This window comes from Mesorhizobium sp. WSM1343 (assembly GCF_055901535.1).
In genome coordinates, this window is sequence record NZ_CM148370.1 from 5,252,415 (window position 1) to 5,276,687 (window position 24,273).

Here is a 24,273-nt window from a genome sequence, read left to right on the forward strand (position 1 = left end):
AACTTCCTCTTAGCCCAGGCCAGAGATAGCGTCGCGAAAGTCCAGCCTTTAGTTGACCCGGCTGATGCAGAAATCGATGACGTCGATCAGCGCCGATTTCTGCGGCGTCGCTTCGAGCGGCGCCAGCGCGTCGCGGGCAATCTCGCCGAAATGGCGGGCACGCCCGATCGTGTCGGCAATGGCGCCGTGGCGGGTCATCAGGCCGGTCGCCTTTTCCAGGCCGGCGTCATCGGCGACATTGTCCTCGATGGCGCGCTTCCAGAAGGTGCGCTCGGCCTTGGTGCCGCGCCGATAGGCGAGAATGACCGGAAGCGTCACCTTGCCCTCGCGGAAATCGTCGCCAACGTTCTTGCCAAGATCCTTGCTGGTGCCGCCATAGTCCAGCGCGTCGTCGATCAGCTGGAAGGCCAGGCCGAGATTCATGCCATAGGAGCGCAGCGCGGCGCGATCGTTGCGCGTCGCCTGGGCGATGACCGGGCCGACCTCGGCAGCAGCCGAAAAAAGTGCGGCGGTCTTGGCCTTGATGACGGCGAAATGCTCGTCCTCGGTGGTTTCGAGGTTCTTGGCGGCGGCAAGCTGCATGACCTCGCCCTCGGCGATGATCGAGGCCGCACTCGACAGGATATCGAGCGCTTCGAGCGAGCCGACATCGACCATCATGCGGAAAGCCTGGCCGAGCAGGAAGTCGCCGACCAGCACGCTTGCCTGGTTACCCCAGATCATGCGGGCGGTCTTCTTGCCGCGGCGCATGCCGCTCTCGTCGACGACATCGTCGTGCAGAAGCGTCGCGGTGTGCATGAATTCGACGGAGGTGGCGAGCTTGACGTGGCCCTCGCCGGCATAGCCGAACATCTGGGCTGCGGCCAGCGTCAGCATCGGCCGCAGCCGTTTGCCGCCGGACGAGATCAGATGGTTGGCGACCTCCGGGATCATCTCGACGTCGGAGCCGGCCTTGGACAGGATCAATTCATTGACGCGCCCCATGTCGGCGGCAGTCAGATCGATCAGATCCTTGATGGAGGCGGGCTCCCGCTTCCCGTTTTCGATGTTGAGAACGACACCCACGACAATCACTCCCGTCTTGGTATAGAGCGTGCGACGGCACCCTTAGTCCCTGTATGGACTCTAGGGCGGCGGACATGGGCACGGCAAGTGGCGAATTGGCGCGGCGGCGGCGACAGAATGTCAACGACCCCCAAGGGAACGGCTCTGCCCCGGAATCCCCTGCCCGTTTACATCAATAGCGCAAACTGCGAGTTTCATACGATGATAGAACTAGTCCGCACCAACGATGCCGTGATCATTTCCTTTGTCGAATCGCTGATGCGCGACGCCGGCATTGCCTGCTTTGTCGCCGACCAGAATATGAGCATTCTCGAAGGGTCGATCGGCCTTTTGCAGAAGCGCGTCATGGTCGACGCCGACCAGGCCGACGCGGCACGGCGCATCCTCAGCGATGCCGGCATCGCCAACGAAATCCGCGGAAGATAATGTCCGCCGCGCCCGCCGCCCTTGTCCCGGACACGCCGGCCCATACGGTCGACGCTTTCCATCGCGGCCGGTTCTGGCTGGTGCAGCCCAAGCAAGGCGGTCATCGCGCCGGCATGGATGCGATGATGCTGGCGGCCTCCGTGCCGTCCTCCCTTGCCGGTCGTCTCGCCGATTTCGGTGCCGGTGCCGGGGCCGCCGGCCTGGCGGTGCTGTCGCGCTGCCCGGCCGCCGAGGCGGTGCTTGTCGAACGCGCGCCGGAAATGGCGGCCTTCGCGGCAGCCACCCTTGCCCATCCCGGCAATGCCCATCTGAGCGATCGCGCCTCCGTTCTGGTCGCCGATGTCACCGTATCGGGCCGGGCGCGGGCGGCCGCCGGCCTCGCCGACAATGATTTCGACTTCGTCATCATGAACCCGCCCTTCAACGCTCCCCGGGACCGCGCCTCCCCCGATCGCCTCAGAAAAGAGGCCCATGTCATGGAGGACGGGGTGTTCGAGAGCTGGATCCGCAGTGCGGCGGCGGTGGTCAGGCCGCGCGGCGGGCTTGCCGTCATCGCCCGCCCCGAACAGCTCGGCGCCATTCTCGATGCGATCGCAGGGCGCTTCGGCGATGCCGAAATGCTCGCCGTCCACCCTCGCCCAGACGCCGCGGCAATCCGCATCGTTGTGCGGGCAGCGCTCGGGGCACGGGGAAAGCTTGCCATCCGCCCGCCCCTGATGCTGCACGCGCAATCAGGCAACGGCCCTGACGAGCGCAGCGAAATGATTACCAACGGCCTCGCCTCGCTGTTCGGAGATTGAGCTAATCTGCCTGGCCACATTGCCGTTGGCCGGGAAATCCCTACATGCCTGCAACCTATCGACCGGAGACCGCGCCCTCGTGAAACGCCTTATCAACCGTCTGCTGCCGAAATCCTGGCGCTCCACCGTCGTCACCATTCCGGTCATCCGGCTGCACGGCACCATCATGGCAGGCGGTGGCCAGTTCCGGCCGAGCCTGTCGCTGGCCTCCACCGCTGGCCTCATTGAGAAGGCGTTTTCCTACGACGCCCCGGCAGTCGCCATCTCGATCAATTCGCCCGGCGGCTCGCCGGTGCAGTCGCGGCTGATCTTCAAGCGCATCCGTGACCTGGCCACGGAAAAGAACAGAAAGGTACTGGTCTTCGTCGAAGACGTGGCGGCGTCGGGTGGCTACATGATCGCGGTTGCCGGTGATGAGATCTTCGCCGACCCATCCTCCATCGTCGGGTCGATCGGCGTGGTCTCGGCTTCGTTCGGCTTCCCGGAACTGATGAAGAAGATCGGCATCGAGCGACGCGTCCACACCGCCGGCCAGAACAAGGCGGTGCTCGACCCGTTCAAGCCCGAGAAAAAGGAAGATGTCGAGCGGCTGAAGGCGCTGCAGCTCGAGGTGCACGGCACGTTCATCGACCTCGTCAAGGAGCGGCGCGGCGCGAAACTGAAAGACGACCCGGACCTGTTCACCGGCCTGTTCTGGACCGGCATCAAGGGCCTTGAACTCGGCCTGGTCGATGCGCTCGGCGACATGCGCACGGTGCTCAAGACCCGTTTCGGGGCGAAAACCCAGCTCAGGCTGATCACGACACCGCGCGGTTTCCTCAGCCGCTTCGGCCTGTTTGGCTCAAGCAAGGGCTTTTCAGCGCCCGATATCGCAGGCGCTGCCGCCAGCGGCCTGATCGATGCGGCGGAAGAGCGCGCATTGTGGTCTCGCTTCGAGCTTTGAAAACACGGCAAAAGCGTCTAGCATGAGAGCTTAACCGACCCGACCGGCCACCTTCGCCGGCCCAGCGTGGGAGGAGTTTTGGTATGCCGCAGATCATTTTCTTCGCCGTCGTTGGCGTCGCCGCCTATTTCGGCTACCGCACCTTCATCAGGGAAGCCGAACGCGTGACCGCCAAGGTGCGGCGTACCGAAAAGCAGACGGCCAACGGCGCGATGGGCACTTTGGTCAAGGATCCGAAGACCGGCGAGTACCGGCTGGCCAAGGACTGAGCACCATTTCGCAGACCATTGTGGACACCGACATCGGGTCGCGTAGCTGGCACGCGCACGCCAAGATCAATCTTGCGCTGCATGTCACCGGCAGGCGACCTGACGGCTATCATCTGATCGAAAGCCTGGCGGTGTTCACGCGGTTTGGCGACAGGATCGAAATCGCGCCCACCGACAGCGATGAATTTACCGTGTCCGGCCGCTACGCCCCGGCCGTTCCTCTCGACGCCTGCAATCTGGTGCCTAGGGCGCGCGATGCCCTGCGACAGGCGGTCGGGCACGAGAGAACACCGCCGGTCGCTATCCGGCTGGAAAAGAACCTGCCGGTCGCCTCCGGCGTCGGCGGCGGTTCGAGCGACGCGGCGACCGTGCTGCGCGGGCTGGTGGAGACATGGGGCCTGGATATCGACGGCGCAGAGCTGGCGCGGATCGGCATTTCGCTCGGCGCCGATGTGCCGATGTGCCTGGCGGCAAAGCCCCTGGTCGCGCGCGGCATCGGAGATGAACTGTCGATGGTGCCGGATTTTTCGGCGCTTGGCCTGGTGCTGGTCAATCCGGGCACCCCGGTCTCGACGGCGGACGTCTTTGCGGCGCTTTCCCGGCGCGACAACGAGGCCTTGCCGCCGCTGCCGCGCAGCATCGATTTTCATAGCCTGCGCAACTGGCTGGAGATCACCCGCAACGATCTCGAGCCCGCCGCGCTGGCGATGCAGCCGGCTATCGGCAGGGCGCTTTCCTGGCTGAACAAGGCCGGATCGGGTTTTTCACGGATGTCCGGGTCCGGCGCCACCTGCTTCGGCCTGTTCGAGACCGGCAATGTCGCCAAGCGCGCCGCCGCCGAAATCCGCGGCCGCCAGCCCGACTGGTTCGTCGCGGCGACGCGCAGCATCGCATCGGAGGGATCTGATGGCCAGAATTGACGAGAGCCGCTCCTTCATTCCCGTGCGCATCGCGGTGCTGACCGTTTCAGATACGCGCAGCCTCGCCGACGACAAATCCGGCCAGACCCTGGCCGACCGCATCACCGAGGCCGGCCATATGCTGGCGGCCCGCGATATCGTCACCGACGATCGGGAAAAAATCCGCGACACGGTTCTGGCGTGGTCGCGGGACAAGAATATCGATGTCGTCATCACCACCGGCGGCACCGGTTTCACCGGGCGTGACGTGACGCCGGACGCGCTGGAGCCGATCTTCGAAAAGCGCATGGATGGCTTTTCGGAAGTGTTCCACCGGATCTCCTACGACAAGATCGGCACCTCGACGATCCAGAGCCGGGCGACCGGCGGCGTCGTCAACGCCACCTTCGTCTTCGTGCTGCCGGGTTCGCCGGGAGCCTGCAAGGATGCCTGGGACGGCATCCTGAAGGCACAGCTCGACTACCGGCATATGCCGTGCAACTTCGTCGAGATCATGCCGCGCCTGGACGAGCATTTGCGGCGCGGCAAATCAGCTCCGTAAAGCCGAGGCAAGCGTCGCTCTCAGCGGATGACCGGCTCGCCATGAAACCGCCGGCGCGACGGCGGCGAGACGCCGAAGCCGACTTCCATCATCAGTCGCGGCGTGCGTGCCGGCACGGTGCCCATATGGAAGCCAAAAGGGTCCTCGACGAAACCGAGACCGGCCTCGCCGGTCAGCGTCACCGGGCTCTGCTCGCCATAGACATCCAGGACCTGTTGCGCGGGGTGGCCAACCAGAAGCGTGAGCTGGTGCTTGAGGCTGCGGCGCTTGTGGCTGCCCCTGACATAGACATGCGGACCGGTGTCGGCGTCGACCGGCTTGAGGTAGAAGAAGAATTTCAGCATGCGCCAATCATCGAGGTCGAAATGATACTTGCCGAGCGAGGCGAGGTTCTTGTCGGCATCCGAAGCGGCACCGGTTGGAAAACTCCACCAGACGCGCGTCGTGATCAGTTTTGCCTGGCCGCCGAGATAGTGCGCGGCAATATCCAGAAGCAGCGGATCGCGCTGGATGGCAAGCGCCGCCGGGCAGTCGAGGATGCGCTCGAAAAAATGCCCGCTGAGCAGCGAGCGGCCAAGGCGTTTCTCGGCCTCGGCATGTTCCCCCGGCATGAATTCGAGACGGCGGTCGAAATTGCCGAAGCAAGGCGTGCGCCCGGCGAAGTCGGCGATCTCTTCATGGATATCAGGCGGCAGGACCAGGCCTGAGAACAGCCCGTCGGAGCGCAACGCATCGACGACCGCTCCCCGTTCGACACCGGCAAACATCGTATCCCCGGCATTGGCGACCGGGCGGGCGCGTTTTGCGCCCAGCCAATGCATGCGGCGTCCAGGCATTGTGCGCGCCAGCACGAACATCGGCAGCCAGGCGGGGTTTTCGCGCAGGTCCTTGAGATAGGTCGGAATGCGCACCGCGATGCGTCGCAACAGACTGCCGTCGCGCGCAATAGCCTCGAGACTGGCCGCGCCGGATGTGTCGGGGGTTGAAAGCTTCATTGGGTCCTCGGCTATGAGAGCACCACCGATGCCGCATCGGTGCTCGCCACTCGGCATGTCCCAAACCCAATTCCCGCTTGAACGGAAGCTAACCCCGCGTCAGATTTTGTGCAATGCACAATGGCCTGAGCAGCTGCAAAAAATCATGTCGAGGAGCGGCGTTCCTGCTTGGCGGGCGCCATCCAGATCTCGGCGTCGAGCCGCTTCGTTGCGAGGCCGCGGGCGATGGCCTCAGCACTGCCGGCACTCTTGGCCGCGGCCGCCGCCTGACGCTTGCTGATCAGCAATCCGTCGGCCAGGGCGCGGTTTCCCGAAAAGACCCGTGCCAGGAATGGCGTGCGGCTGGCCCGCGTGCGCGAAAACCGTGCCGCCATGGTCTGCCTGGCCGTATGCGCGACAACCTCATCGATCCAGCCCTCCACCAACCGCGCGCCCGGTTCCAGGAGCAGCAACCAGTCCCCCTTGGCCTGGCGGATGCCGGCAGCGACACCGCCGGTCACGTACTGACAGCCGGCATGCTCGGCCACACGATGCGTCTGGTCGGTGGAGCCTGTGTCGCAGACGATGACTTCACGCACCACGCCTTCGACCGCGCCGCCAATCAGCGAGGCGAGCGTGCGGGCGAGGCCCTCCTCGTCATTGCGGGTTTCGATGAGAACACTGAGCATCCTTAGCCGAATAGCGGAAAGCGCCGCACAGCGCCAGTTTTGCATCGCACCATAGAAAGTTCTTGCTTTGTTCTCATCGATGAAATAGGAATAATTTCATGAACAGAGCGATTCGACATAACACGGACAGTCCCTGGGAGCGGGCGAAAATGGAACAGATCGTGCGCGCCGACATTGCAGCTTTCGGAGCAGGAAGAGCCGAGATGGCCAATGCGATGGTCGAGCAGAGCGGCATGCGTGTCCGCCCGGACCGCAACCGCGGCAGGTCGGCCGGCATCAACCCGTCCGGCCGATTCGAGCCAGTCAGCCGGCACGTGTTCGACGATGGCTGGAATTCGCTGGAAGAACTGCCCCCCTTCAAGACCGAAGTGCAGGTCGAGAAGCCGCGCAGCATCATCACCCGCAACGAATCGCCCGACATTTCCTTCGACCGTTCCATCAACCCTTATCGCGGCTGCGAGCATGGCTGCGTCTATTGCTTTGCCCGCCCGACGCACGCGTTCATGGGCCTGTCGCCGGGTCTGGATTTCGAATCGAAGCTGTTCGCCAAACCTGATGCGGCGCGCTTGCTCGACAAGGAGCTTTCGAAGGACAGCTATCAGCCGCGCACCATCGCCATCGGCACCAACACCGACCCCTACCAGCCGATCGAGAAGCAGTACCGGATCATGCGCGAAATCCTCGAAGTGCTGGAAGCGCGCGGCCATCCGGTCGGCATCGTGACAAAGTCCGCCCTGGTGACGCGCGATATCGATATCCTGTCGCGCATGGCCGAACGCGGGCTCGCCAAGGTGGCGCTGTCGGTGACGACGCTCGACCGCATGCTGGCGCGCACCATGGAGCCGCGCGCGTCGACACCGATCAAGCGGCTGGAAGCGATCCGGCAGCTTTCGGATGCCGGCATTCCGGCGTCGGTCATGGTGGCGCCGATCATTCCGGGCCTGACCGATCCGGAGATGGAACGCATCCTCGATTCGGCAGGTGCGGCCGGCGCGCGCGAGGCGGGTTATGTGATCCTGCGGCTGCCGCTGGAAGTCAGCCCGATCTTCAAGGACTGGCTGCTGCGCCATTATCCCGACCGTTACCGCCATGTGATGTCGCTGGTCCGCTCCATGCGTGACGGCAAGGACTACGATTCGGAATGGGGCAAGCGCATGAAGGGCGCCGGTCCCTATGCCTGGCAGATCGGCCGGCGCTTCGAGATCACAGCCAAGCGGCTTGGTCTCAATGCCGAACGGCGCACGCTGCGGACCGATCAGTTCGTTGCCGCCGGGAAAGACCAGGTGCAACTGACGCTGCTTTGAAGAGACAATTCGTCGCGATGGTTTGATCCGTCGCGCACCAAGAATCCCGTCCGGCCTGCCCCGGCCTGCAGACGGTGCCCTCCCGGTCCGGCGCCCCACCCGACCCGGAGGGACTTGCGGAGAATCGGAGCCGATGCGAACCTCGCCGCAACATGGCTCGCGCGCGTTCTGATTCTCCGCCTCTCTTTGAGATCATCGAGAAGCCCGACTTCTCCTTCGAGACGAAGGCGATGGCGGAGGGGCTGTGGCCGGTCGCCGGGATGGACGAGGCAGGCCGCGGCCCCCTGGCCGGGCCGGTGGTCGCCGCAGCGGTGGTGCTCGATCCCGCCAACATTCCCGACGGCCTCGACGATTCCAAACGCCTCAGCCATTTGCAGCGTGAGGCCCTGTTCCTGCGCATTCTCGGCTCCGCACAGGCGGTCTCGATGGCCTCCATCAGCGCCGAGGGCATCGACGGCAGCAACATCCTCAAGGCAAGCCTGGAAGCCATGCGGCGCGCGCTGGTAGGGCTGTCGGTCCGGCCGAAGCTTGCGCTTGCCGATGGACGCGACGTGCCGCCGGGACTGCCTTGTGAAGGGCGCGCGCTGATCAAGGGCGACCAGCGTTCGCAGTCGATCGCCGCCGCCTCGATCGTTGCCAAGGTCATGCGCGACCGCATGATGTGCGGCTGCGGCAACCATCACGACCGCTACGGGTTCGAAGTCCATATGGGCTACGCCACGGTTCGTCATCGCACCGCGATCGAAGCGCATGGCCCGGTGGCGCGGCTGCACCGCGTGTCGTTTGCGCCATTCCGGCTGGGTGGGGCCGAGGTGGACGTGGTGGAAGAAGAGAGCTTCGCCGGGCTGGATTGAGCGACGACGACGACAAGCCAATCTCCCCCCTTGTGGGGGAGATGTCCGATAGGACAGAGGGGGCGCTGTCCCGCCGGCCTCTCAATCGATTGCAGTTATGCCCTCAGGCTTGTCCCGATAGACCGTAGGACAACAAAGGTTAGCGTTCCTTCACGCCCCCTCTGCCCTGCCGGGCATCTCCCCCACGAGGGTGGAGATCGGCAGCATTGGTATCAGCGCCACAACAAACAAGCCGCCAGGTTGCCCGGGCGGCTTTGATTGTACTGCGTGTGCCAACGCTCAGTTCAGCTTCGACTTCACGTCCGCGAGCGAAGCCTTGAACAGATCTGCACCGGCCTTGGCGTCGATCTTGCCGGCAAGCAGCGCGCGCGCTGCCTCGACGGCGATATCGACGGCGCTGGCGCGCACTTCGCTGATGGCATCACGCTCGGCCTGACCGATCTTCTGTTCGGCAAGCGCGGTGCGCCTGACGACATAGTCCTCGGTCTTCTTATGCGCGTCGGCGGCAAGCATGTCGGCTTCGCGCTTGGCGGCAGCGACGATGTCGGCGGCCTCCTGCTCGGCTTCCTTGCGCTTGCGCTGGTACTGGCCGAGCAGCTGCTGGGCCTCCTCGCGCAGCCGGCGCGCTTCGTCCAGTTCATTGCTGATCCTGGCGGCACGGGCGTCGAGCGCCTTGGCGATCATGCCAGGCACCTTGATGTAGACGGCAACGCCGAGGAAGATGATCAGGGCTATCGTGGCCCAGAGCGTCGCGAGAGATGTGTAATCCATGATGCGCTCCTCACCGGGCCACGGATTTGACCGCAGCCGCGATCTCGGCCTTGCTGGCCTTGCCGCCAACCAGAGCCTCGACGATCGCCGAAGCGGTGTCCTCGGCGATGCTGCCGACTTCCTTCATGGCATTGGCCTTGATGGAAGAAATGCGGGCTTCGGCTTCGCCAAGCTTCGCGTCGAGCGCAGCCTCGACCTTCTTGCGAGCGGTGTCGGCCTCGGCCTTGGCAGCGTCGTTGGCCTGCTGGCCGATCGCGTTGGCCTTGGTCTTGGCTTCCGCCAGTTCCTGCTCGTAGGCAGCAACGGCGGCGTCGGCCTCGCCCTTCAACCTGGCCGCCTGGTCGAGGTCCTGCGTGATGCGATCGTTGCGGACATCGATGATGCCGCCGACGCGCGGCATCACCACCCGCTTCAGGAAGAGATAGAACAGCCCGAAGGTGATCGCCAGCCACAGAAGCTGCGACGGGAACGTCGCCGGATCGAATGGCGGAAACGTGCCATGCGCTTCAGCAGGCACGCTGGTGCCGGAATGCGTGTCGCCTTCCGTCGCAGCGTGGCTGGTATCGGCTGATGGCGCGGACTCTTGCGCAAAGGCAGATGTCACGAACATGGACTATCCCCGAAATTCAGGCCCGCCGCTTGCGCGGCCGGCCTGTCCAATCTTCCCGAGTGCTCAGCCGAACAGGGCCAGAAGCGCGATGAGAAGCGAGAAGATGCCCAGAGCTTCGGTCACGGCAAAGCCGAAGATCAGACGGCCGAACTGGCCATCGGCGGCCGACGGGTTGCGCAGTGCGCCCGCCAGGTAGCTGCCGAAGATGTTGCCGAGGCCAATGCCCGCGCCACCCATGCCCAGGCAAGCGATGCCGGCGCCGATGTACTTTGCTGCTTCTGCGTCCATTTGTTCAACTCCTTTGGATCTAAAATTCCGTTGCGATTCCATCCGGCGCCAATGTTGGAAATCTTTGGGCCGGAAACTTTTGGACCTAGTGCCCTGGATGCAGGGCGTCGTTGAGATACATGCAGGTCAACACGGCAAAGACGTAAGCCTGCAGGAAGGCGACCAGCAGTTCCAGTGCCGTCAGCGCCACCGCCATCGCCAGAGGCAGGATCGAGCCGGCGACGCCAACCGCGCCGAGCGCGCTCAGGCTGACGACGAAGCCGGAGAACACCTTCAGCGTGATGTGGCCGGCGAGCATGTTGGCGAACAGACGAACCGAGAGGCTGACCGGGCGCGACACGAAGGAGATTACTTCGATCAGCACCACGAGAGGCAGCAGGAAGACCGGCACGCCGTGCGGCACGAACAGTTTCAGGAAGCCAAGACCATGCTTCATGAAGCCGTAGACGACCACGGTTGCGATCACCAGCACGGCAAGGCCGAAGGTGACGATGATGTGGCTGGTGACGGTGAAGAAATAGGGGAACAGGCCAAGCAGATTGGCGACGAGCACGAACATGAACAGCGAGAACACGAGAGGGAAGAACTTCATGCCCTGCGTGCCGGCGGCGTCGCGCAACATGTTGCCGACAAACTCGTACGCCATCTCGGATACCGACTGAAGCCGCCCGGGAACCAGGCTGCGGCTCGACGTCGTGAGAAACAGGAATCCAGCCGCGACGATCACGGTTGCGACCATGAACAGCGCCGAATTGGTGAAAGACAGGTCATAGCCGCCGATGTCGATCGGAATCAGCTTGTTGATATGGAACTGGTGGATCGGATCGACCTTGTCAGCTGCCACGTTCAAACCCCGTCAATGCCGCGTACGGCCTCGTTACCATTACCGCACATGGTGCGCGGTCATTTCTTGTCGTCTTGGCCACGGCGCGATTTATCGCCCTGTCCAAATTCTGCCACGACGCCGGCGGAACGCATCACATTGAGCACTCCGGCGCCAAAACCAAGCAGCAGAAACACGATCAGACCCCATGGCGATGTCCCCGCCAAACGGTCGATGACCCAGCCGATGCCGGCACCCACCACCACCCCGGCGATAAACTCGCTGGAGAGTTTGAGCGCCTGACCATAACCGGCCACACTGCCCGCTTTCGCGTCGTCTTTCCCCTCGAGCCGGCCCGGCCGCCTTGTCGCAAGCGAAGCTTCAAGGTCACGGCGGCGGCGCTCAAGATCGTCGTCGCGGATGTCGGGTTCATGCTGATTGCCGCGGCCGGTTTCTCCGGTTCCGTCTGGCCCATTCTTGTCGGCCATCGCAACCCCCCTGCCCGGTCAGACCGTCACCGTCCGTCCGCTTCTAAAGTCGCCGGCAACATAGTTAGAGGGTTTGCGCCCGTCAAGCCACGGGCGGAAGTTCATTGCCATGTATTTTAGGCAATGAAATCAATGAATTACGAAGGTGCGACATCGTGCCCGCCAGGATGACGAGGATGCATGGCGCGAATCCCCCGCGCAATGGCTCTTTGATCGGCTGCGCGCCACATCAAGGATCAGCGGCTGCTCCGCACTCAGCTCCAGCCGCCGCCATAGGTCCGATAGAAGATATGCAGGCCGATCTTGGTCATCTTCTGCATCGTGCGCGCCCAGCCGGGATGGACATATTGGGCATAGTAGTGGGTCGACGATCCGACTTCCGGAATGAAGATCTTGCCGGCGGTGACGGCCATGGCGATCTCCTGGGCGGTCTTGTAGGCGGCTGGGCTATCGATGCGCTTCTTCCTGCCGTCGCAGGCGAAGGAGAACTGGCAACGGTTGAACCAGCTGTCGTTCTGGTAGACGACGCCGCAGATCGAATTCGGATAGGTCGGATTGCGGACGCGGTTGAGGATGACCTGGGCGACAGCGGCTTGGCCGCGCACGGATTCGCTCCTCGCCTCGAAATAGATTCCGTTGGCAAGGCATGCCTGCTCCTTCTTGGAGAAGACACTCGCCGGCAGCGGGTTCTGGATCCACGAATGATCGCCCTTGGCCATCGGCGGAATGAAGCGGCCCTCATTGGGCTGCTCGTCCTGAAGCAGGGCCTCGAAGGGCGATGCCTTGGCATAGTCCGGCTCGGATTGCGCATAGGCGGTGGCCAGCACATCCGGATGGTCGTTGTTGACCAGCGCCGCCAGCATGGCCGGCACGCCGGGATCCGGCTTCTTGTCTTCGCGCGCATGGAATGCCGCGGCGATCTGGATTTCCTTCCCTTTGATCTGCGGCTTGGCGAAAGCCATTTTCAGGCCGCTGTCCATGCTGGGCCGCAGCAAGGAGGAGGTGCGCTCGAAGATCGAGCCGGCGTTGAAGTTCTTTGGCGGTGCGACGGGAGACATCTGGACGATGCGCCCTTTCTTCTCGGCACGCACGACGCGGTCCTCATCGGGTGTGGCGCTGACCTTGCCGCCCTTGCCGCGAAACGACACGTTGCCGACACCGGCCAGATGGACGCCCGATCCGGAAATGGAGCCGGTGACATCGGAATCGACAAAGGGCATCTCGGCCGCGTGGGTCGAGCCGGCAACGGATTTCTCGACATAGGAATTCCAGCGCGTGCTCGATGCTTCGAGGCCGGAAACGAGGCTCGTCATGTCCTGATAGGCGGCGACGGTCGGAAAGCCGATCCAGATGCCGAAACCGATGACGAGCGGACCCAGAAAGCCACGTTTTCTCTCACCGGCGGCGGCAACCAGCCGCTTCAACACACGTCGATGCACGGAACTCTCTCCAGGAACGCTACAGACCCCACTGGAGAGCAAAATGATGCATTAACCTTGATGGGACGTTAACGGATTCGATCGGGTTTTCCCGGTCGGCCCGAGGTCGTGGTTGCGAAGTCGGGCGATTTTGCGGCCGACCATTCAGGCCGGGCGCAGGAAGATCGGCCGGGCGATCAGCGCGCAGATGGCGGCCGCCAGCCAGACGCCGGACCAGGACCAGAGGTGCAAGAGCCCCGGAATGGCCACCGGCACCAGGAAGAAGCCGACGAAAACAAAGGTGTTGGCAAGGCTGAGCGCGGTTCCGACATGGCCGGCGCCGGCAAGGGTGGCAAGCTCGGTGTAGGCGACGCCGTGCCAGGCGGAGACAGAGATGCCTGCGACAATAAGCACGACCGGAAGAACCGCCGACCAGATGAGCTGGCCGCCCGGAATGGTTGGGCCGAACAGGACCAGCAGCCAAAGCATGGCGAAGGCAAGGGCGCTGAACGCGCTGCACAGGCGAAGAAATTGGCGGCGGTTGCCATAACGGTCGGTGAAGCGGCCGCTCCAGATGCGCATGACCATGGCGCCGATCTGCACCGCGGCGAGGCTGGCACTGATTGCCGCCGTTCCCAACCCAACGAAGTCGTGCAGGAATACGGAGGCGAAGGTGAGCACGGCCACCTGCGGAAAGCAGAGCAGGCCGATGGCGGTCGCGATACGCCAGACGTCGCGATTGCGCAGCGGCGCCGGTCCGGCCACAGCCGAAGCGGGATGGCCCTCGCCTGCCGTCGGCGGCTCGTGCAGCCAGCGCCAGGCGAACAGGGCAGACAGAGCGGATGCACCCGCCAGGACTCCGAACACCGCGGCAAAGCCGAAAGCCAGCGCAAGCGAGGGCAGCACGAGCGCGCCAAGGCCGCCGCCAAGCGGCACCGCCGTCTGCCTGATGCTCATGGCGAAGCCGCGCTCGTTTTCCCGAAACCAGCCCATGATGGCGCGGCCGCTCGAACCGTTGACGCTGCCGCCGAGCAATCCGGTGATGAATAGGCTCGCGGAGAGCAGCGTGACATCGGGAGTACCGGTCCTTGTCGGCACGACCAGCATCGCCATGACCAGGAGCCACGCCGCCGTCGCGCCGAGCCCGATCAACAGCACGCGGCGGTCGCCCCAGCGATCGGTGAGCAAGCCCCAGGGCAGTTCGCTGAGCGCGACCCCAAGCCCGAGAAGGCCGAGCGCCAGACCGAGTTCGGCATTGCCTAGGTGATAGCCCTGGCGAAGAACGACCGCCGTCGCCGGGATGCCGGAGAACGTAGCCGAGAAGGCGGCATTGGCGGCAACGCCGATGCCCAGGACTTTCCAGCGATGGCCCGGCGTGAACACCCTCCCGGTGGAACCGGTATCTTCCAGAAGTTCCGACGGCTGCCGGTCGGTGCAATTGACAATGGCGGACATGACTTCATTTCCCGTGCTGGCCAGCGGTCCGGCCTTGACGATCTGTCCCTACCGCCATAATTTCATCCTGAAAATCAGGAAGTTTTGAACTTACAATCCTGAAAATCGGGACTTCCAACATGCGACGTATAACATTCGACCTCGACGTCCTGCGCAGTTTCGTCACCGGCATGGAGCTGGGTAGCTTTGCCAAGGCCGCTGACCGGCTTGGCCGGTCGACGTCGGCGGTCAGCGCGCAATTGAAGAAACTGGAAGAACAGGCGGCGACGCCGATCTTCCGCAAATCAGGACGGGGCCTCGCTTTGACCGAGGCCGGCGAGACCATGCTCGGCTATGCGCGCAGGCTGATCGAATTGAATGACGAGGCGGCATCCGCCATCCACGGTGTCGAGCTGGAAGGCTGGGTACGGCTCGGCTTGCAGGAAGATTTCGGCGAGGCGGTGCTGCCGGACGTGCTCGGCCGATTTGCCCGGGCGCACCCCAAGGTGAAGATCGAAGCCAGGATCGCACGCAGCCACGACCTTGCCGAAAGGGTCTTGTCAGGCAGCCTCGATATCGCGCTCGCCTGGCACTGCGGCGAAACGCTGCCCTACAGCCAGCATGTCGCCGATGTGCCGATGCGCTGGATCGGGCCGGCAAAGCGTATCGAGACCAGCCTGCGCAACAGTGAGCCGCTGCCGCTGGTGGCGCTCGAAGCGCCATGCCTTCTGCGCACGGTGGCAACCGAAACGCTCGACCGCGCCGGCCTGTCGTGGCGGATGGCCTTTTCCAGCCCGAGCCTTGGCGGCATCTGGGCAGCCGTGGCGGCGGGGCTGGGGCTGACAATCCGCACCGACATCGGCCTGCCGGCCAGCGTCAGCGCGATGACGCCGGAGATCGCCGGGCTGCCGGCATTGCCCAAAATGGCCTTGGTGCTGCACCAGAAGGATGCTGAACTGGATCCGGTGGCAGCGCGGCTGGCCGACATATTGCTGCAGGCGGCGTTGCAGGCGCTGCCACGGGACGAGCGGTTGAAGGAGGTCGCTTAGACAGCCGGAACAGGTATCCAGCGCCCGACCGCTTATTTGCGCTTGTTCGACCTGCCGGCGAATGGATTGTCCGACGTACGCAGCGCGATGCGGATCGGCACGCCGGGCATGTCGAAGGCTTCGCGCAGGCTGTTGGAGAGATAGCGGACATAGGATTGCGGCATCGCATCGGGCCGCGAGCACTGGACAATGAAACCCGGCGGCCGGGTCTTGGCCTGGGTGACGTATTTGACCTTCAGCCGGCGCCCTGCCACGGCAGGCGGCGGATGGTGTGCCAGGATGCCTTCCAGCCAGCGGTTGAGCTTGCCAGTCGAGACGCGGCTGTTCCATACCTTGTGGGTCCTGATGACGGCATCCATCAGCTTGTCGAGGCCGCGCCCGGTCTCGCCGGAGACAGGTACGGCCTGCAGGCCGCGCGCCTGGGGAAGAAGCCGTTCCGTCTTCTCGCGCAGTTCGGCCAGAAGCTCCTGGGGATGGTCGATCAGGTCCCATTTGTTGAAGGCGATCACCGGCGCCCGCCCTTCCCTGATGATCAGGTCGGCGATCTGCAGATCCTGCTTCTCGAAGGGAATGGTGGCGTCGAGCACGATGATGACGATCTCGGCGAAGCGGATGGCGCGCAGGCCGTCCTGCACCGACATCACTTCGAGCTTTTCGTGAATCCTGGCCTTGCGGCGCATGCCGGCCGTATCGAACAGCTTCAGGCGGCGGCCATGCCAATCCCAATCGACCGAGATCGAATCACGGGTGATGCCGGCTTCCGGTCCGGTGAGCAGCCGTTCTTCGCCGATCAGCGCGTTGATCAGCGTCGACTTGCCGGCATTGGGACGGCCGACGACGGCGATGCGCATCGGCTTGGTGTCGTCATAGGTGTGCTCGGCATCCGGATCGGCGATATCCTCGCCGATCAGCACCTCGCCGGCAGCGATCTCTTCGTCTTCGCCATCTTCGTCTTCGCCGAAGGCGCGCGCTTCGCCGAGCGCGCCGATCACGGCGTCGCGCAAATCGGGCATGCCCTGGCCATGCTCGGCCGAAACCGGGATCGGCTCGCCAAGGCCGAGCTCCCAGGCTTCCAGCATACCGCCCTGGGCGCCCTTCGCCTCGGCCTTGTTGGCGACCAGCACGACCGGCTTGCCGGACTTGCGCACGATCTCGGCGAAGGTCCTGTCGTCAGGCAAAAGGCCGGATTTGGCGTCGATGGTGAAGAAGATCAGGTCGGCCTCGCGGATAGCGATCTCGGTCTGCGCACGCATGCGGCCGGGCAAGGTCGAGGCACCAGCGTCCTCGAAGCCGGCGGTGTCGATGACATCGAAATGCAGGTCGTAGAGCTTGGCGGCGTGGACGCGACGGTCGCGGGTGACGCCCGGCGTGTCGTCGACAAGCGCCAGCTTTCTTCCCACCAGCCGATTGAAGAGAGTCGATTTGCCGACGTTAGGTCTGCCGATGATGGCGACTTTGAAGGTCACGACGCACTGCCCGACCCGCGGATCAGCTCGGACATCAATGTTGCGCGCTCGCGGGTGTTGCGCGGGGCGCCGTCATCGGCGGCGATCTGGTCGAACAGTTTCAGCGCGTCCTGCGTCTTGCCTTCCTTCCAGGCGGAAAGGCCGAGCGCCTCGCGCGCCGTGTGGCGCAGCGTGTTGGTGTCGGATGTCAGCGCTTCGACACGGCTGGACACGTCGGCGAACGAGCCATGGTCGACGAGCAGCAGCGCTGCCCGCAGCCGCGCCATGTCGCGAATGCTCTGAGGAATGGCCGTGTCGGCGGCGACTTCGTCGAAATCCTTGACGGCGGCGGGAACGTCGCCCTTGTTCGCCTTGACGGTCGCGCCGCGCATGCGTGCGAGCAGCGGATAGGCGCCGTAGCCATCCTTCTCCAACTGATCGAGCGCGGTCAGCGCCTCATCGTTCTTGCCGTCATTGGCAAGCTTCAGCGCCTGCGAGAACGCATCGCCCGAGCGGTTGGCGCGCGTCTCGTCCCAATAGCGATAGCCGACGAAGGCTGCGGTGCCGAGCACCACGAGGATCGCAACGACAATCAGGGCTGGGCCAAAACGGTCCCACAGCGCCTGCGCCTGTTCGCGACGGATCTCGTCGTTGACTTCACGGATAAAACTGTCGTCGGACATCAAATCAAACCATTCCTGCCCGGTCGGGCCTTTGTCAGCCCGCGTTTTAGCGAAATTTTGCCGGCATGGAAGGGGTTCGACCGGAAAATCGCCTATTGTCCGGGGCAAACGGATGTTTGCCCCGGACGAGCAGCCGAAGAGGCCCATCGCACCCGCGCCACATTTAGGCGATAGCCGGCTTGCAGACGTTCCCCGAGTTAAGATCAGATTTCCTATGCTTCGTCCGTTCCGCGTTGTTGCGTTTTCGCTTGCCGCGCTCGTCACTGCCGGCGTGGCTCTGGCCGACCCGCCCGCGCCACCGGTGCCGGCAAAGCCCAAGCAGGTCGTCATCATCTCGTTCGACAGCGCCCGCGACATTTCGCAGTGGAAGCGCAGTCGAGCACTGGCTGAGCGCACCGGCGCACATTTCACCTATTTTCTGTCCTGCGTCTTCCTGCTGTCGACGGAAACACGCAAGGAATACACCGCACCCGGCAGAAGCGCCGGGAAATCCAATATCGGCTTTGCCGCCTCGAAACAGGAAGTCACCGACCGGCTCGAGCAGATCGGGCTTGCCGCGCATGAGGGCCACGACATCGCCAGCCATGGCTGCGGCCATTTCGACGGCAAGGACTGGAGCAAGGCCGACTGGCTGAAAGAGTTCGGTTCGTTCGAGCACATTCTCGAGAACGCCTATGCCATCAACGGCATTGCGCCCGAGCCTGAGGGCTGGCGCGATTTCGCACGGCATGCGGTTGTCGGTTTTCGCGCGCCGTATCTGTCGACGGGCAAGGCGCTCTATGAAGCGCTGCCGGCCGCCGGCTATCAATTCGACGCCAGCGGCGTCTCGCAGGGCCCCGCCCGACCGACGGCCAGCAACGGCGTCATGCACTTTTCGCTGCCGCAGATTCCAGAAGGACCGAAGTCACGGCCGGTGATCGCCATGGACTACAATCTCTATGTCAGGCATTCCGGCGGCTTCGAACGGCCAAGCCAAGCGGGCGAGTTCGCCAACCGGACCTATGATGCCTTCCGCGCCGCCTTCGACAAGCAGTATGCCGACAAGCGTATTCCGCTGGAACTCGGCTTCCACTTCGCGCTGATGAATGACGGCGCTTACTGGAACGCGCTGGAGCGCTTTGCCGGCGAGGTCTGCGTCAAGGCCGATGTCGAATGCATCAGTTTTCGCGATTATGTTTCGCGGCAGGATGCTTCCCAGAAGCAAGCTTCGGTCGGCGGCTGAGCCGCCAACCCGGTTCGTTTCCAACCTCGATCTTTAGGCCGGATCCTCAGCGCCCTGCCTTGCCAGATAGCGCTGGTCGATATCGGGCAGCGGCTCGCCTTGCAGCGTCGCCTCGAAGGCGCGCAGGCGCTTGTGGACCGATTGCAGCTCGACGATGGTCGACCAGGAGGTGAGCAGAAACTGCAGCGAACCGGTCACCTTGCCGAATGCGTTCGAAATCTGGTTCAGCGCGCCGAACGTGATCTTGTGCGCCACCAGCGAGGGACCGAGGATCAGCAGCGAGAAAATGTTGTCGGCCTGCAGGTACGTGTAACGGACGACGTTGAAATAGATGTAGTGGAAATAGAGCCTGAAATAATTGTGGCGAACATTCTCGAACAGCTCGGCCGTGGTGGCCGGCTGGGCCCGGTCCGCGTGATCCTCGCCGTAGACGAGTTCCTTGCGGTAGGCTGCCTCAACGCGCTGGTTGCGGAACTGCAGCCCTGGAAGTTTCAGACCTGCAACCATGACCGAGATCGTCCCGAACAGACACCAGGCAAGGGCTGCGACAACCAATGGCTGTGGAATCGCGCCGATAATCGGCAACTCGGTGATATGGGCCTGCAACTGGATCATGACCGGCAGGAATGCGATCAAGGTCATGATCGACTGGACGAAGCTGGAGCCGAGATCTTCCATGATCTGCGAGAACCGCATCGTGTCTTCCTGGATGCGCTGCGAGGCACCCTCGATGTGGCGTAGCCTGCCCCAATTCTCGACGAAGTAGTTGTTCATCGCCGTGCGCCAACGGAAGATCCAGTGACTGACGATGAAGGCGTTGACCACCTGCACATTCATGCCGACCAGGGCGAGCCACGAAAAATCAGCCAATCCGATATAAAATTCGCTGTTGGTCGACTTTCCAGTCCCCGACATCAGGCCCTGCACATAGTCGAAGAAAGGCCCATACCAGGCGTTGACGGCGACGCTGACCTGCACATTGAAATAGATGAAGAACAGGATGACCGCGGTCATCAGGATCGACCAGCGCTGCCATGGATGCGGCGAATACCAACTCCAGAATGCGTAGAAGACGAGCACGCAGAACGCGAAATAAAGATAGAACCAGAGGAACGGCTTCGATACGAGGATGGCGATGCCGATGATGGGCGGCGCGCCGGCCGCGGCGGGCGGCAATCCGAAAACCGCACCCAATTGTTCACCACCGAAGAACCAGAACAGGATCGCCGCAAGGCTCCAGACGGCGGCCGAAGTGAAGAACAACTTCGGCTGCGGGAAAAAGGATACGAACACTGTGGCGAATTCCTCGATCTAGGCGCAAATCAGCTGACGACAGCGGGCATAAAGTCACACATTAGTGGGAAAGAAAATGCCCGTGCCCGATGCCCGGCACAGCAAGCCCACAATCATGGCGATTTTGGCGCAGCCGACCATGTGATGGCGCCGGAGACGACCAGCACGATCGCGGCTGTGATCGAGGCGAGGAAGAAATCGCCGGACATCTGCGCCAGAAACCCGGCGGCGACCGGCCCGATGATCTGGCCAAGGCCGAACGCAGCCGTCATCAGGGCGAATATCCGCCGCGGCGCGCTTGGCGCCTGCTGCCGGGCGGCCTGCAGGCCAAATGCGGTGATGGCAATGAAGGTGCCACCGAGCAGCACGCCGGAAAGCAGCGGCCCGGTGGCGCCGCCGATGGCGACGCTGGCGGTGACGCCGGCAACTTCGATGAAGCACGCCAGCGCATAGGCGGCATAGAGGCCGGTGCGGGCCGCGATCTTCTGCCAGAGCCAGACTGAGGGAAAGCCCGCAAGACCGGCGACCATCCACACCATGGCCTCGAAGACGCGGCTGCCGCCGCCTTGCCGGACGATGGCGACCAGGAATGTCGCCGTCACCACATAGCCAAAGCCGAACAGGCCGTAGGCGACGATGACCTTGACCAACGACCGGTCCATCCGCAGTGCCGGCTCGCGGGTGACTTCGCCGTTGCCGAGCGGACCCTCATTGGCCAACAGCGCAACGAGGACGAAACCACAGGCCGAAATCGCCGCCGACCACAGCCAGCCTGCAGCCCAGCCCGAATGCTCGGCGACCAGCACCGCCATCATCGCCGCCGACACAGCGATGCCCAGGCCAACGCCACCGAAATGCCAGGCCTGCAGGTCGCTGCGACCGGCAGCGTTTATGTGGCTGAAAACGATACTGGCCATGAACACCATGACGAAGGCGCTGGCCAGACCGGCCAGAAAGCGGATGACGAGAAAGCCGGCCATCGCATCGGTCAGCCCCATCAGCGCGGCAAGGACCGTACTGGCGCCAAGCCCCGCCAGCATCAGCAGGCGCTCGCGCCCATGCGCCCAGCCGCCCGCCGCTGCCAACGCGCCGACGAGGTAGCCGAGATAATTGGCCGACGCGATCCAACCGGCATCGGCAGGCGACAGATGCAATTCCTGCATCATGCCGGGCAGGATCGGCGTGTAGACGAAACGGCCGATGCCCATGGCAACCGCCATGGCTATCATGCCGGCGAAGGCGAAACGCAGCGCTGTCGAGGTGGCTGATGTCATTGCACTGCACAATAAGTGCAGGGATCGCTGAAACAATCGCCATCTGTTGGGCCAGTGCGTGCGCGGGACGTGGTGCTCGCCTCGACTTTCCTCAAGCCGGAACGCTTGGCGCCTGCTCAGCAGCGGCCGCCGGCGTGCAACGGGGCCGTCTCGTGCACTGTCCGCCGTGCCGTCAGCCTGAACGGCACATCGCCCAGTTCGCGTTCCGACATGGTGTTCAGCACCGGATGCGAAAGCGGATCGGTCAGCCATCTCTGCGTTTCGCCGTCCGGGTGCGGCTCATACGGCGTACTCGCAGCGAAAAAGACCTTCAGCGACGACGACAAGATCCTCAGCATTTCCGGCTCCACAGGTCTGTCTCTTCCGATAAAATCCGCCGTTTCGACATGCCTTTCAATTGAGATTTCAGCCGGATCAGTTTAGAAAAACTCAATGGCCATGCTCAACCGCGTCCACCTCAACGGCCTGCGCGCCGTCGAAACCGTTGCCCGTCTCGGATCGCTGGCGGCGGCCGCCGGTGAGCTCAACGTTTCCGTCAGCGCCGTCAGCCAGCAGATAAGCCGTACCGAAAAACAGCTCGGCCAGGCGCTGTTCGAGCGAACGGCGAGCGGTCTGGTGCTGACCGAATTCGGCGCCGTCTTCGCGGCCCGCCTTGGTGCTGGATTTCGTGAGCTTTCCCAGGCCGTGGCGCTGGCCGACGAGGCTACGCAATGCACATTGGTGGTTTCGGTGGCGCCGGCCTTTGCCTCGAAGTGGCTGTTGCCCAGACTATCTCGCCACTTCGACCGGCATCCCAACGTGCTGCTGCGCATCGACGCTTCGGTGCGGCTGGCCAATCTCGATCACTCAGACATCGACATCGCCATCCGGCTTGGCGACGGCAAATGGCCGGGCGGGCGCACGGAACTGCTCTTGGCGCAGGAAGTCTTCCCGGTCTGCGCGCCGGCGATTGCCCAAAAACTGAAGTCGATCGAGGACCTTGCCCAGACCTGCGCGATCACCGACGAGCGAGCAATGATCAACTGGGAAAGCTGGTTCGAGACGGCCGGCGTCCCACCTGTCAGCTTCCTCAAGGGTGCGCGTTTCACCGACCCGATGCTGTGCCTGGAATCGGCGATTGCCGGCCACGGCGTGATGCTGGGCTGGCAATTGCTCGCCGCGGATGCGCTGGCCGACGGGCGGCTGGTGGCGCCTTTCGGCATCCGCGCCCAGAGCGGGCTCGGCTATTGGCTGGTGACCTCGTCCGTCAAGGCGGAAAGCCGCAAGGTCCGGGATTTCAAGGTCTGGATCAGGGAAGAGATCGAAGCAACCATGGCGCGGTTCGGGTCCGCAAACCCAAAACCCGCCGGCGCGATCGCGGTGGAAAGCGCCGCGCCGCCGCTCTATGGTAGGTCGGACATCAAACTACGACAGGCAGGATCATGACCACACATTCGCGCGGCGTTTCCGCATCGATCGACCCGGTGAAGCTCGACAGGCTGGCGGAAGTCGCCATCAAGGTCGGGCTGCAATTGCAGCCAGGCCAGGATCTGGTGCTGACGTCATCGATCGCGGCGCTGCCGCTGACCAGGCGGATCGTCGAGCATGCCTACAAGGCCGGCGCCGGCCTGGTGACGCCGATCTTCAACGATGACGAGATGACGCTGGCGCGCTACCGCTTCGGCGCCGATGCCGGTTTCGACCGCGCCGCCGGCTGGCTCTATGAAGGCATGGCGAAGGCCTTTTCCAACAATGCGGCCAGGCTTGCGGTGCGCGGCGAGGATCCGTCGCTGCTCTCCGCACAGGATCCGGCGAAAGTGGCGCGCGCCAACAAGGCCAATTCGATGGCTTATCAGCCGGCGCTGGAAAAGATCACCGGCTTCGACATCAACTGGAACATCGTCGCCTATCCGGACCTCGCCTGGGCCAAACAGGTCTTCCCCGGCGATGCCGACGATGTTGCGGTCGTGAAGCTCGCCGACGCCATCTTCGCCGCGTCGCGGGTCGATGTGGAGGATCCGATCGGCAACTGGAAGGCGCACAATGCAGCGCTGCGCAGCCGCACCGAATGGCTCAACGGCCATAATTTCCATGCGCTGCACTTCACCGGACCGGGCACCGACCTGACGGTTGGACTGGCGGACGGCCATGAATGGATGGGCGGCGCCTCGACCGCCAAGAACGGCATCACCTGCAACCCCAACATCCCGACCGAGGAGGTCTTCACCACGCCGCATGCGAGGCGGGTCGAAGGCCATGTCTCCTCGACCAAGCCGCTGTCCTACCAAGGCACGCTGATCGACGACATTTCGGTGCGTTTCGAAGAAGGCCGGATCGTCGAGGCCAAGGCATCGAAGGGCGAGGATGTGCTGAAGAAGGTGCTCGACACCGACGAGGGCGCGCGCCGTCTCGGCGAGGTGGCGCTGGTGCCGCACTCATCGCCGATCTCGGCCAGCGGCCTGCTGTTCTTCAACACGCTGTTCGACGAGAACGCCGCCTGCCACATCGCGCTCGGCCAATGCTATTCGAAGTGCTTCGTCGACGGCGCCTCGCTCAGCCAGGACGAGATCGCGGCGCGCGGCGGCAACAAGAGCTTCATCCACATCGACTGGATGATCGGCTCGGACAAGATCGACATCGATGGCGTCCACAAGGACGGCGCCCGCGTGCCTGTCATGCGCAAGGGCGAGTGGGCCTGAGGGTTCCAGCCA

At 63.7% G+C, this 24,273-nt stretch carries 27 protein-coding genes; 12 read left to right on the top strand and 15 right to left on the bottom strand.

Features of this window, described 5'->3' with window-relative positions; all coding sequences use genetic code 11:
- Positions 1–48: 48 nt before the first annotated feature.
- On the bottom strand, positions 49–1,065 hold the full coding sequence (locus AC0NIL_RS25765) for a polyprenyl synthetase family protein (RefSeq protein ID WP_013532830.1): 1,017 nt from the start codon (positions 1,063–1,065) through the stop codon (positions 49–51).
- A 201-nt stretch (positions 1,066–1,266) separates the two neighbouring features.
- Here AC0NIL_RS25765 and AC0NIL_RS25770 point away from each other — a divergent pair, with 201 nt between their 5' ends.
- The 6 genes from AC0NIL_RS25770 to moaB all read left to right on the top strand — a co-directional run bounded on the left by AC0NIL_RS25770 (position 1,267) and on the right by moaB (position 4,964).
- Positions 1,267–1,491 carry a putative signal transducing protein gene (locus AC0NIL_RS25770; protein WP_275953757.1) on the top strand — a complete coding sequence of 75 codons (225 nt, stop codon included), beginning with the start codon at positions 1,267–1,269 and terminating at the stop codon, positions 1,489–1,491.
- Positions 1,491–2,291 carry a tRNA1(Val) (adenine(37)-N6)-methyltransferase gene (locus tag AC0NIL_RS25775; RefSeq protein ID WP_013532832.1) on the top strand — a complete coding sequence of 267 codons (801 nt, stop codon included), beginning with the start codon at positions 1,491–1,493 and terminating at the stop codon, positions 2,289–2,291. Before AC0NIL_RS25770 ends, AC0NIL_RS25775 begins: the two co-directional genes overlap by 1 nt.
- Positions 2,292–2,370: 79 nt before the next feature.
- The gene (locus tag AC0NIL_RS25780; protein ID WP_063171637.1) at positions 2,371–3,234 is read left to right on the top strand and encodes a S49 family peptidase; all 864 of its coding nucleotides are present in this window, start codon (positions 2,371–2,373) and stop codon (positions 3,232–3,234) included.
- A gap of 83 nt (positions 3,235–3,317) precedes the next feature.
- Positions 3,318–3,503 carry a membrane protein gene (locus AC0NIL_RS25785; RefSeq protein WP_013532834.1) on the top strand — a complete coding sequence of 62 codons (186 nt, stop codon included), beginning with the start codon at positions 3,318–3,320 and terminating at the stop codon, positions 3,501–3,503.
- A gap of 20 nt (positions 3,504–3,523) precedes the next feature.
- Positions 3,524–4,423, top strand: a complete 900-nt coding sequence (locus tag AC0NIL_RS25790; RefSeq protein ID WP_473572719.1) for a 4-(cytidine 5'-diphospho)-2-C-methyl-D-erythritol kinase — start codon at positions 3,524–3,526, stop codon at positions 4,421–4,423.
- Positions 4,410–4,964, top strand: a complete 555-nt coding sequence (gene moaB, locus AC0NIL_RS25795) for a molybdenum cofactor biosynthesis protein B (RefSeq protein WP_024502637.1) — start codon at positions 4,410–4,412, stop codon at positions 4,962–4,964. The genes AC0NIL_RS25790 and moaB overlap by 14 nt, the downstream gene beginning before the upstream one ends.
- Positions 4,965–4,984: 20 nt before the next feature.
- Here moaB and AC0NIL_RS25800 read toward each other — a convergent pair whose 3' ends face one another.
- Complete coding sequence (locus tag AC0NIL_RS25800) at positions 4,985–5,959, bottom strand: hypothetical protein (protein WP_013532837.1); 975 nt, start codon at positions 5,957–5,959, stop codon at positions 4,985–4,987.
- 143 nt (positions 5,960–6,102) lie between these two features.
- Positions 6,103–6,627 carry a glycosyltransferase gene (locus tag AC0NIL_RS25805; protein ID WP_013532838.1) on the bottom strand — a complete coding sequence of 175 codons (525 nt, stop codon included), beginning with the start codon at positions 6,625–6,627 and terminating at the stop codon, positions 6,103–6,105.
- Between the two features lie 149 nt (positions 6,628–6,776).
- On the opposite strand from AC0NIL_RS25805, the gene AC0NIL_RS25810 reads away from it, so the two are divergent.
- Positions 6,777–7,931, top strand: a complete 1,155-nt coding sequence (locus AC0NIL_RS25810; protein ID WP_275953761.1) for a PA0069 family radical SAM protein — start codon at positions 6,777–6,779, stop codon at positions 7,929–7,931.
- A 152-nt stretch (positions 7,932–8,083) separates the two neighbouring features.
- Positions 8,084–8,785, top strand: a complete 702-nt coding sequence (locus AC0NIL_RS25815; RefSeq protein WP_027164182.1) for a ribonuclease HII — start codon at positions 8,084–8,086, stop codon at positions 8,783–8,785.
- A gap of 279 nt (positions 8,786–9,064) precedes the next feature.
- On the opposite strand, the gene AC0NIL_RS25820 is transcribed toward AC0NIL_RS25815, so the two are convergent.
- From AC0NIL_RS25820 to AC0NIL_RS25850, 7 genes are all read right to left on the bottom strand, one after another.
- On the bottom strand, positions 9,065–9,556 hold the full coding sequence (locus AC0NIL_RS25820) for a F0F1 ATP synthase subunit B (protein ID WP_013532841.1): 492 nt from the start codon (positions 9,554–9,556) through the stop codon (positions 9,065–9,067).
- A gap of 10 nt (positions 9,557–9,566) precedes the next feature.
- The gene (locus AC0NIL_RS25825; RefSeq protein ID WP_013532842.1) at positions 9,567–10,166 is read right to left on the bottom strand and encodes a F0F1 ATP synthase subunit B; all 600 of its coding nucleotides are present in this window, start codon (positions 10,164–10,166) and stop codon (positions 9,567–9,569) included.
- Positions 10,167–10,229: 63 nt separating this feature from the next.
- Positions 10,230–10,454, bottom strand: a complete 225-nt coding sequence (locus AC0NIL_RS25830) for a F0F1 ATP synthase subunit C (protein ID WP_006206606.1) — start codon at positions 10,452–10,454, stop codon at positions 10,230–10,232.
- 85 nt (positions 10,455–10,539) lie between these two features.
- A complete protein-coding gene (locus AC0NIL_RS25835) occupies positions 10,540–11,298 on the bottom strand; it encodes a F0F1 ATP synthase subunit A (protein WP_013532843.1) in 759 nt (252 codons plus the stop codon).
- A gap of 59 nt (positions 11,299–11,357) precedes the next feature.
- Positions 11,358–11,765: an AtpZ/AtpI family protein gene (locus AC0NIL_RS25840; RefSeq protein ID WP_013532844.1), complete on the bottom strand. Its 408-nt coding sequence runs from the start codon at positions 11,763–11,765 to the stop codon at positions 11,358–11,360.
- Positions 11,766–12,019: 254 nt separating this feature from the next.
- Positions 12,020–13,204 carry a cell wall hydrolase gene (locus AC0NIL_RS25845; protein ID WP_063167648.1) on the bottom strand — a complete coding sequence of 395 codons (1,185 nt, stop codon included), beginning with the start codon at positions 13,202–13,204 and terminating at the stop codon, positions 12,020–12,022.
- Between the two features lie 144 nt (positions 13,205–13,348).
- Positions 13,349–14,638 (bottom strand): MFS transporter, encoded by a 1,290-nt coding sequence (locus AC0NIL_RS25850; protein WP_275953762.1) that lies wholly within the window; start codon positions 14,636–14,638, stop codon positions 13,349–13,351.
- A gap of 119 nt (positions 14,639–14,757) precedes the next feature.
- Between AC0NIL_RS25850 and AC0NIL_RS25855 the strand changes: the two genes are divergently transcribed.
- Entirely contained in the window at positions 14,758–15,666 is a 909-nt protein-coding gene (locus AC0NIL_RS25855) for a LysR substrate-binding domain-containing protein (protein WP_275953763.1), read from the top strand.
- A 32-nt stretch (positions 15,667–15,698) separates the two neighbouring features.
- On the opposite strand, the gene der is transcribed toward AC0NIL_RS25855, so the two are convergent.
- Together der and AC0NIL_RS25865 are read right to left on the bottom strand one after the other, a co-directional pair.
- Positions 15,699–17,132 (bottom strand): ribosome biogenesis GTPase Der, encoded by a 1,434-nt coding sequence (gene der / locus AC0NIL_RS25860; RefSeq protein WP_063171633.1) that lies wholly within the window; start codon positions 17,130–17,132, stop codon positions 15,699–15,701.
- A complete protein-coding gene (locus AC0NIL_RS25865; protein WP_013532849.1) occupies positions 17,129–17,794 on the bottom strand; it encodes a tetratricopeptide repeat protein in 666 nt (221 codons plus the stop codon). Before AC0NIL_RS25865 ends, der begins: the two co-directional genes overlap by 4 nt.
- Before the next feature lie 214 nt (positions 17,795–18,008).
- On the opposite strand from AC0NIL_RS25865, the gene AC0NIL_RS25870 reads away from it, so the two are divergent.
- Complete coding sequence (locus tag AC0NIL_RS25870) at positions 18,009–19,016, top strand: polysaccharide deacetylase family protein (protein ID WP_024502629.1); 1,008 nt, start codon at positions 18,009–18,011, stop codon at positions 19,014–19,016.
- Positions 19,017–19,049: 33 nt separating this feature from the next.
- Here the strand turns inward: AC0NIL_RS25870 and sbmA are convergent, their stop codons facing one another.
- The 3 genes from sbmA to AC0NIL_RS25885 form a co-directional block, all read right to left on the bottom strand.
- Positions 19,050–20,309 (bottom strand): peptide antibiotic transporter SbmA, encoded by a 1,260-nt coding sequence (gene sbmA, locus AC0NIL_RS25875; protein ID WP_275953764.1) that lies wholly within the window; start codon positions 20,307–20,309, stop codon positions 19,050–19,052.
- Between the two features lie 113 nt (positions 20,310–20,422).
- Positions 20,423–21,583 (bottom strand): YbfB/YjiJ family MFS transporter, encoded by a 1,161-nt coding sequence (locus AC0NIL_RS25880; protein WP_127385296.1) that lies wholly within the window; start codon positions 21,581–21,583, stop codon positions 20,423–20,425.
- A gap of 116 nt (positions 21,584–21,699) precedes the next feature.
- A complete protein-coding gene (locus AC0NIL_RS25885; RefSeq protein ID WP_024502627.1) occupies positions 21,700–21,921 on the bottom strand; it encodes a hypothetical protein in 222 nt (73 codons plus the stop codon).
- 94 nt (positions 21,922–22,015) lie between these two features.
- Here AC0NIL_RS25885 and AC0NIL_RS25890 point away from each other — a divergent pair, with 94 nt between their 5' ends.
- On the top strand, positions 22,016–23,008 hold the full coding sequence (locus AC0NIL_RS25890) for a LysR substrate-binding domain-containing protein (RefSeq protein WP_013532854.1): 993 nt from the start codon (positions 22,016–22,018) through the stop codon (positions 23,006–23,008).
- Positions 23,005–24,261, top strand: a complete 1,257-nt coding sequence (locus AC0NIL_RS25895) for an aminopeptidase (RefSeq protein ID WP_027164189.1) — start codon at positions 23,005–23,007, stop codon at positions 24,259–24,261. The genes AC0NIL_RS25890 and AC0NIL_RS25895 overlap by 4 nt, the downstream gene beginning before the upstream one ends.
- Positions 24,262–24,273 lie beyond the last annotated feature (12 nt).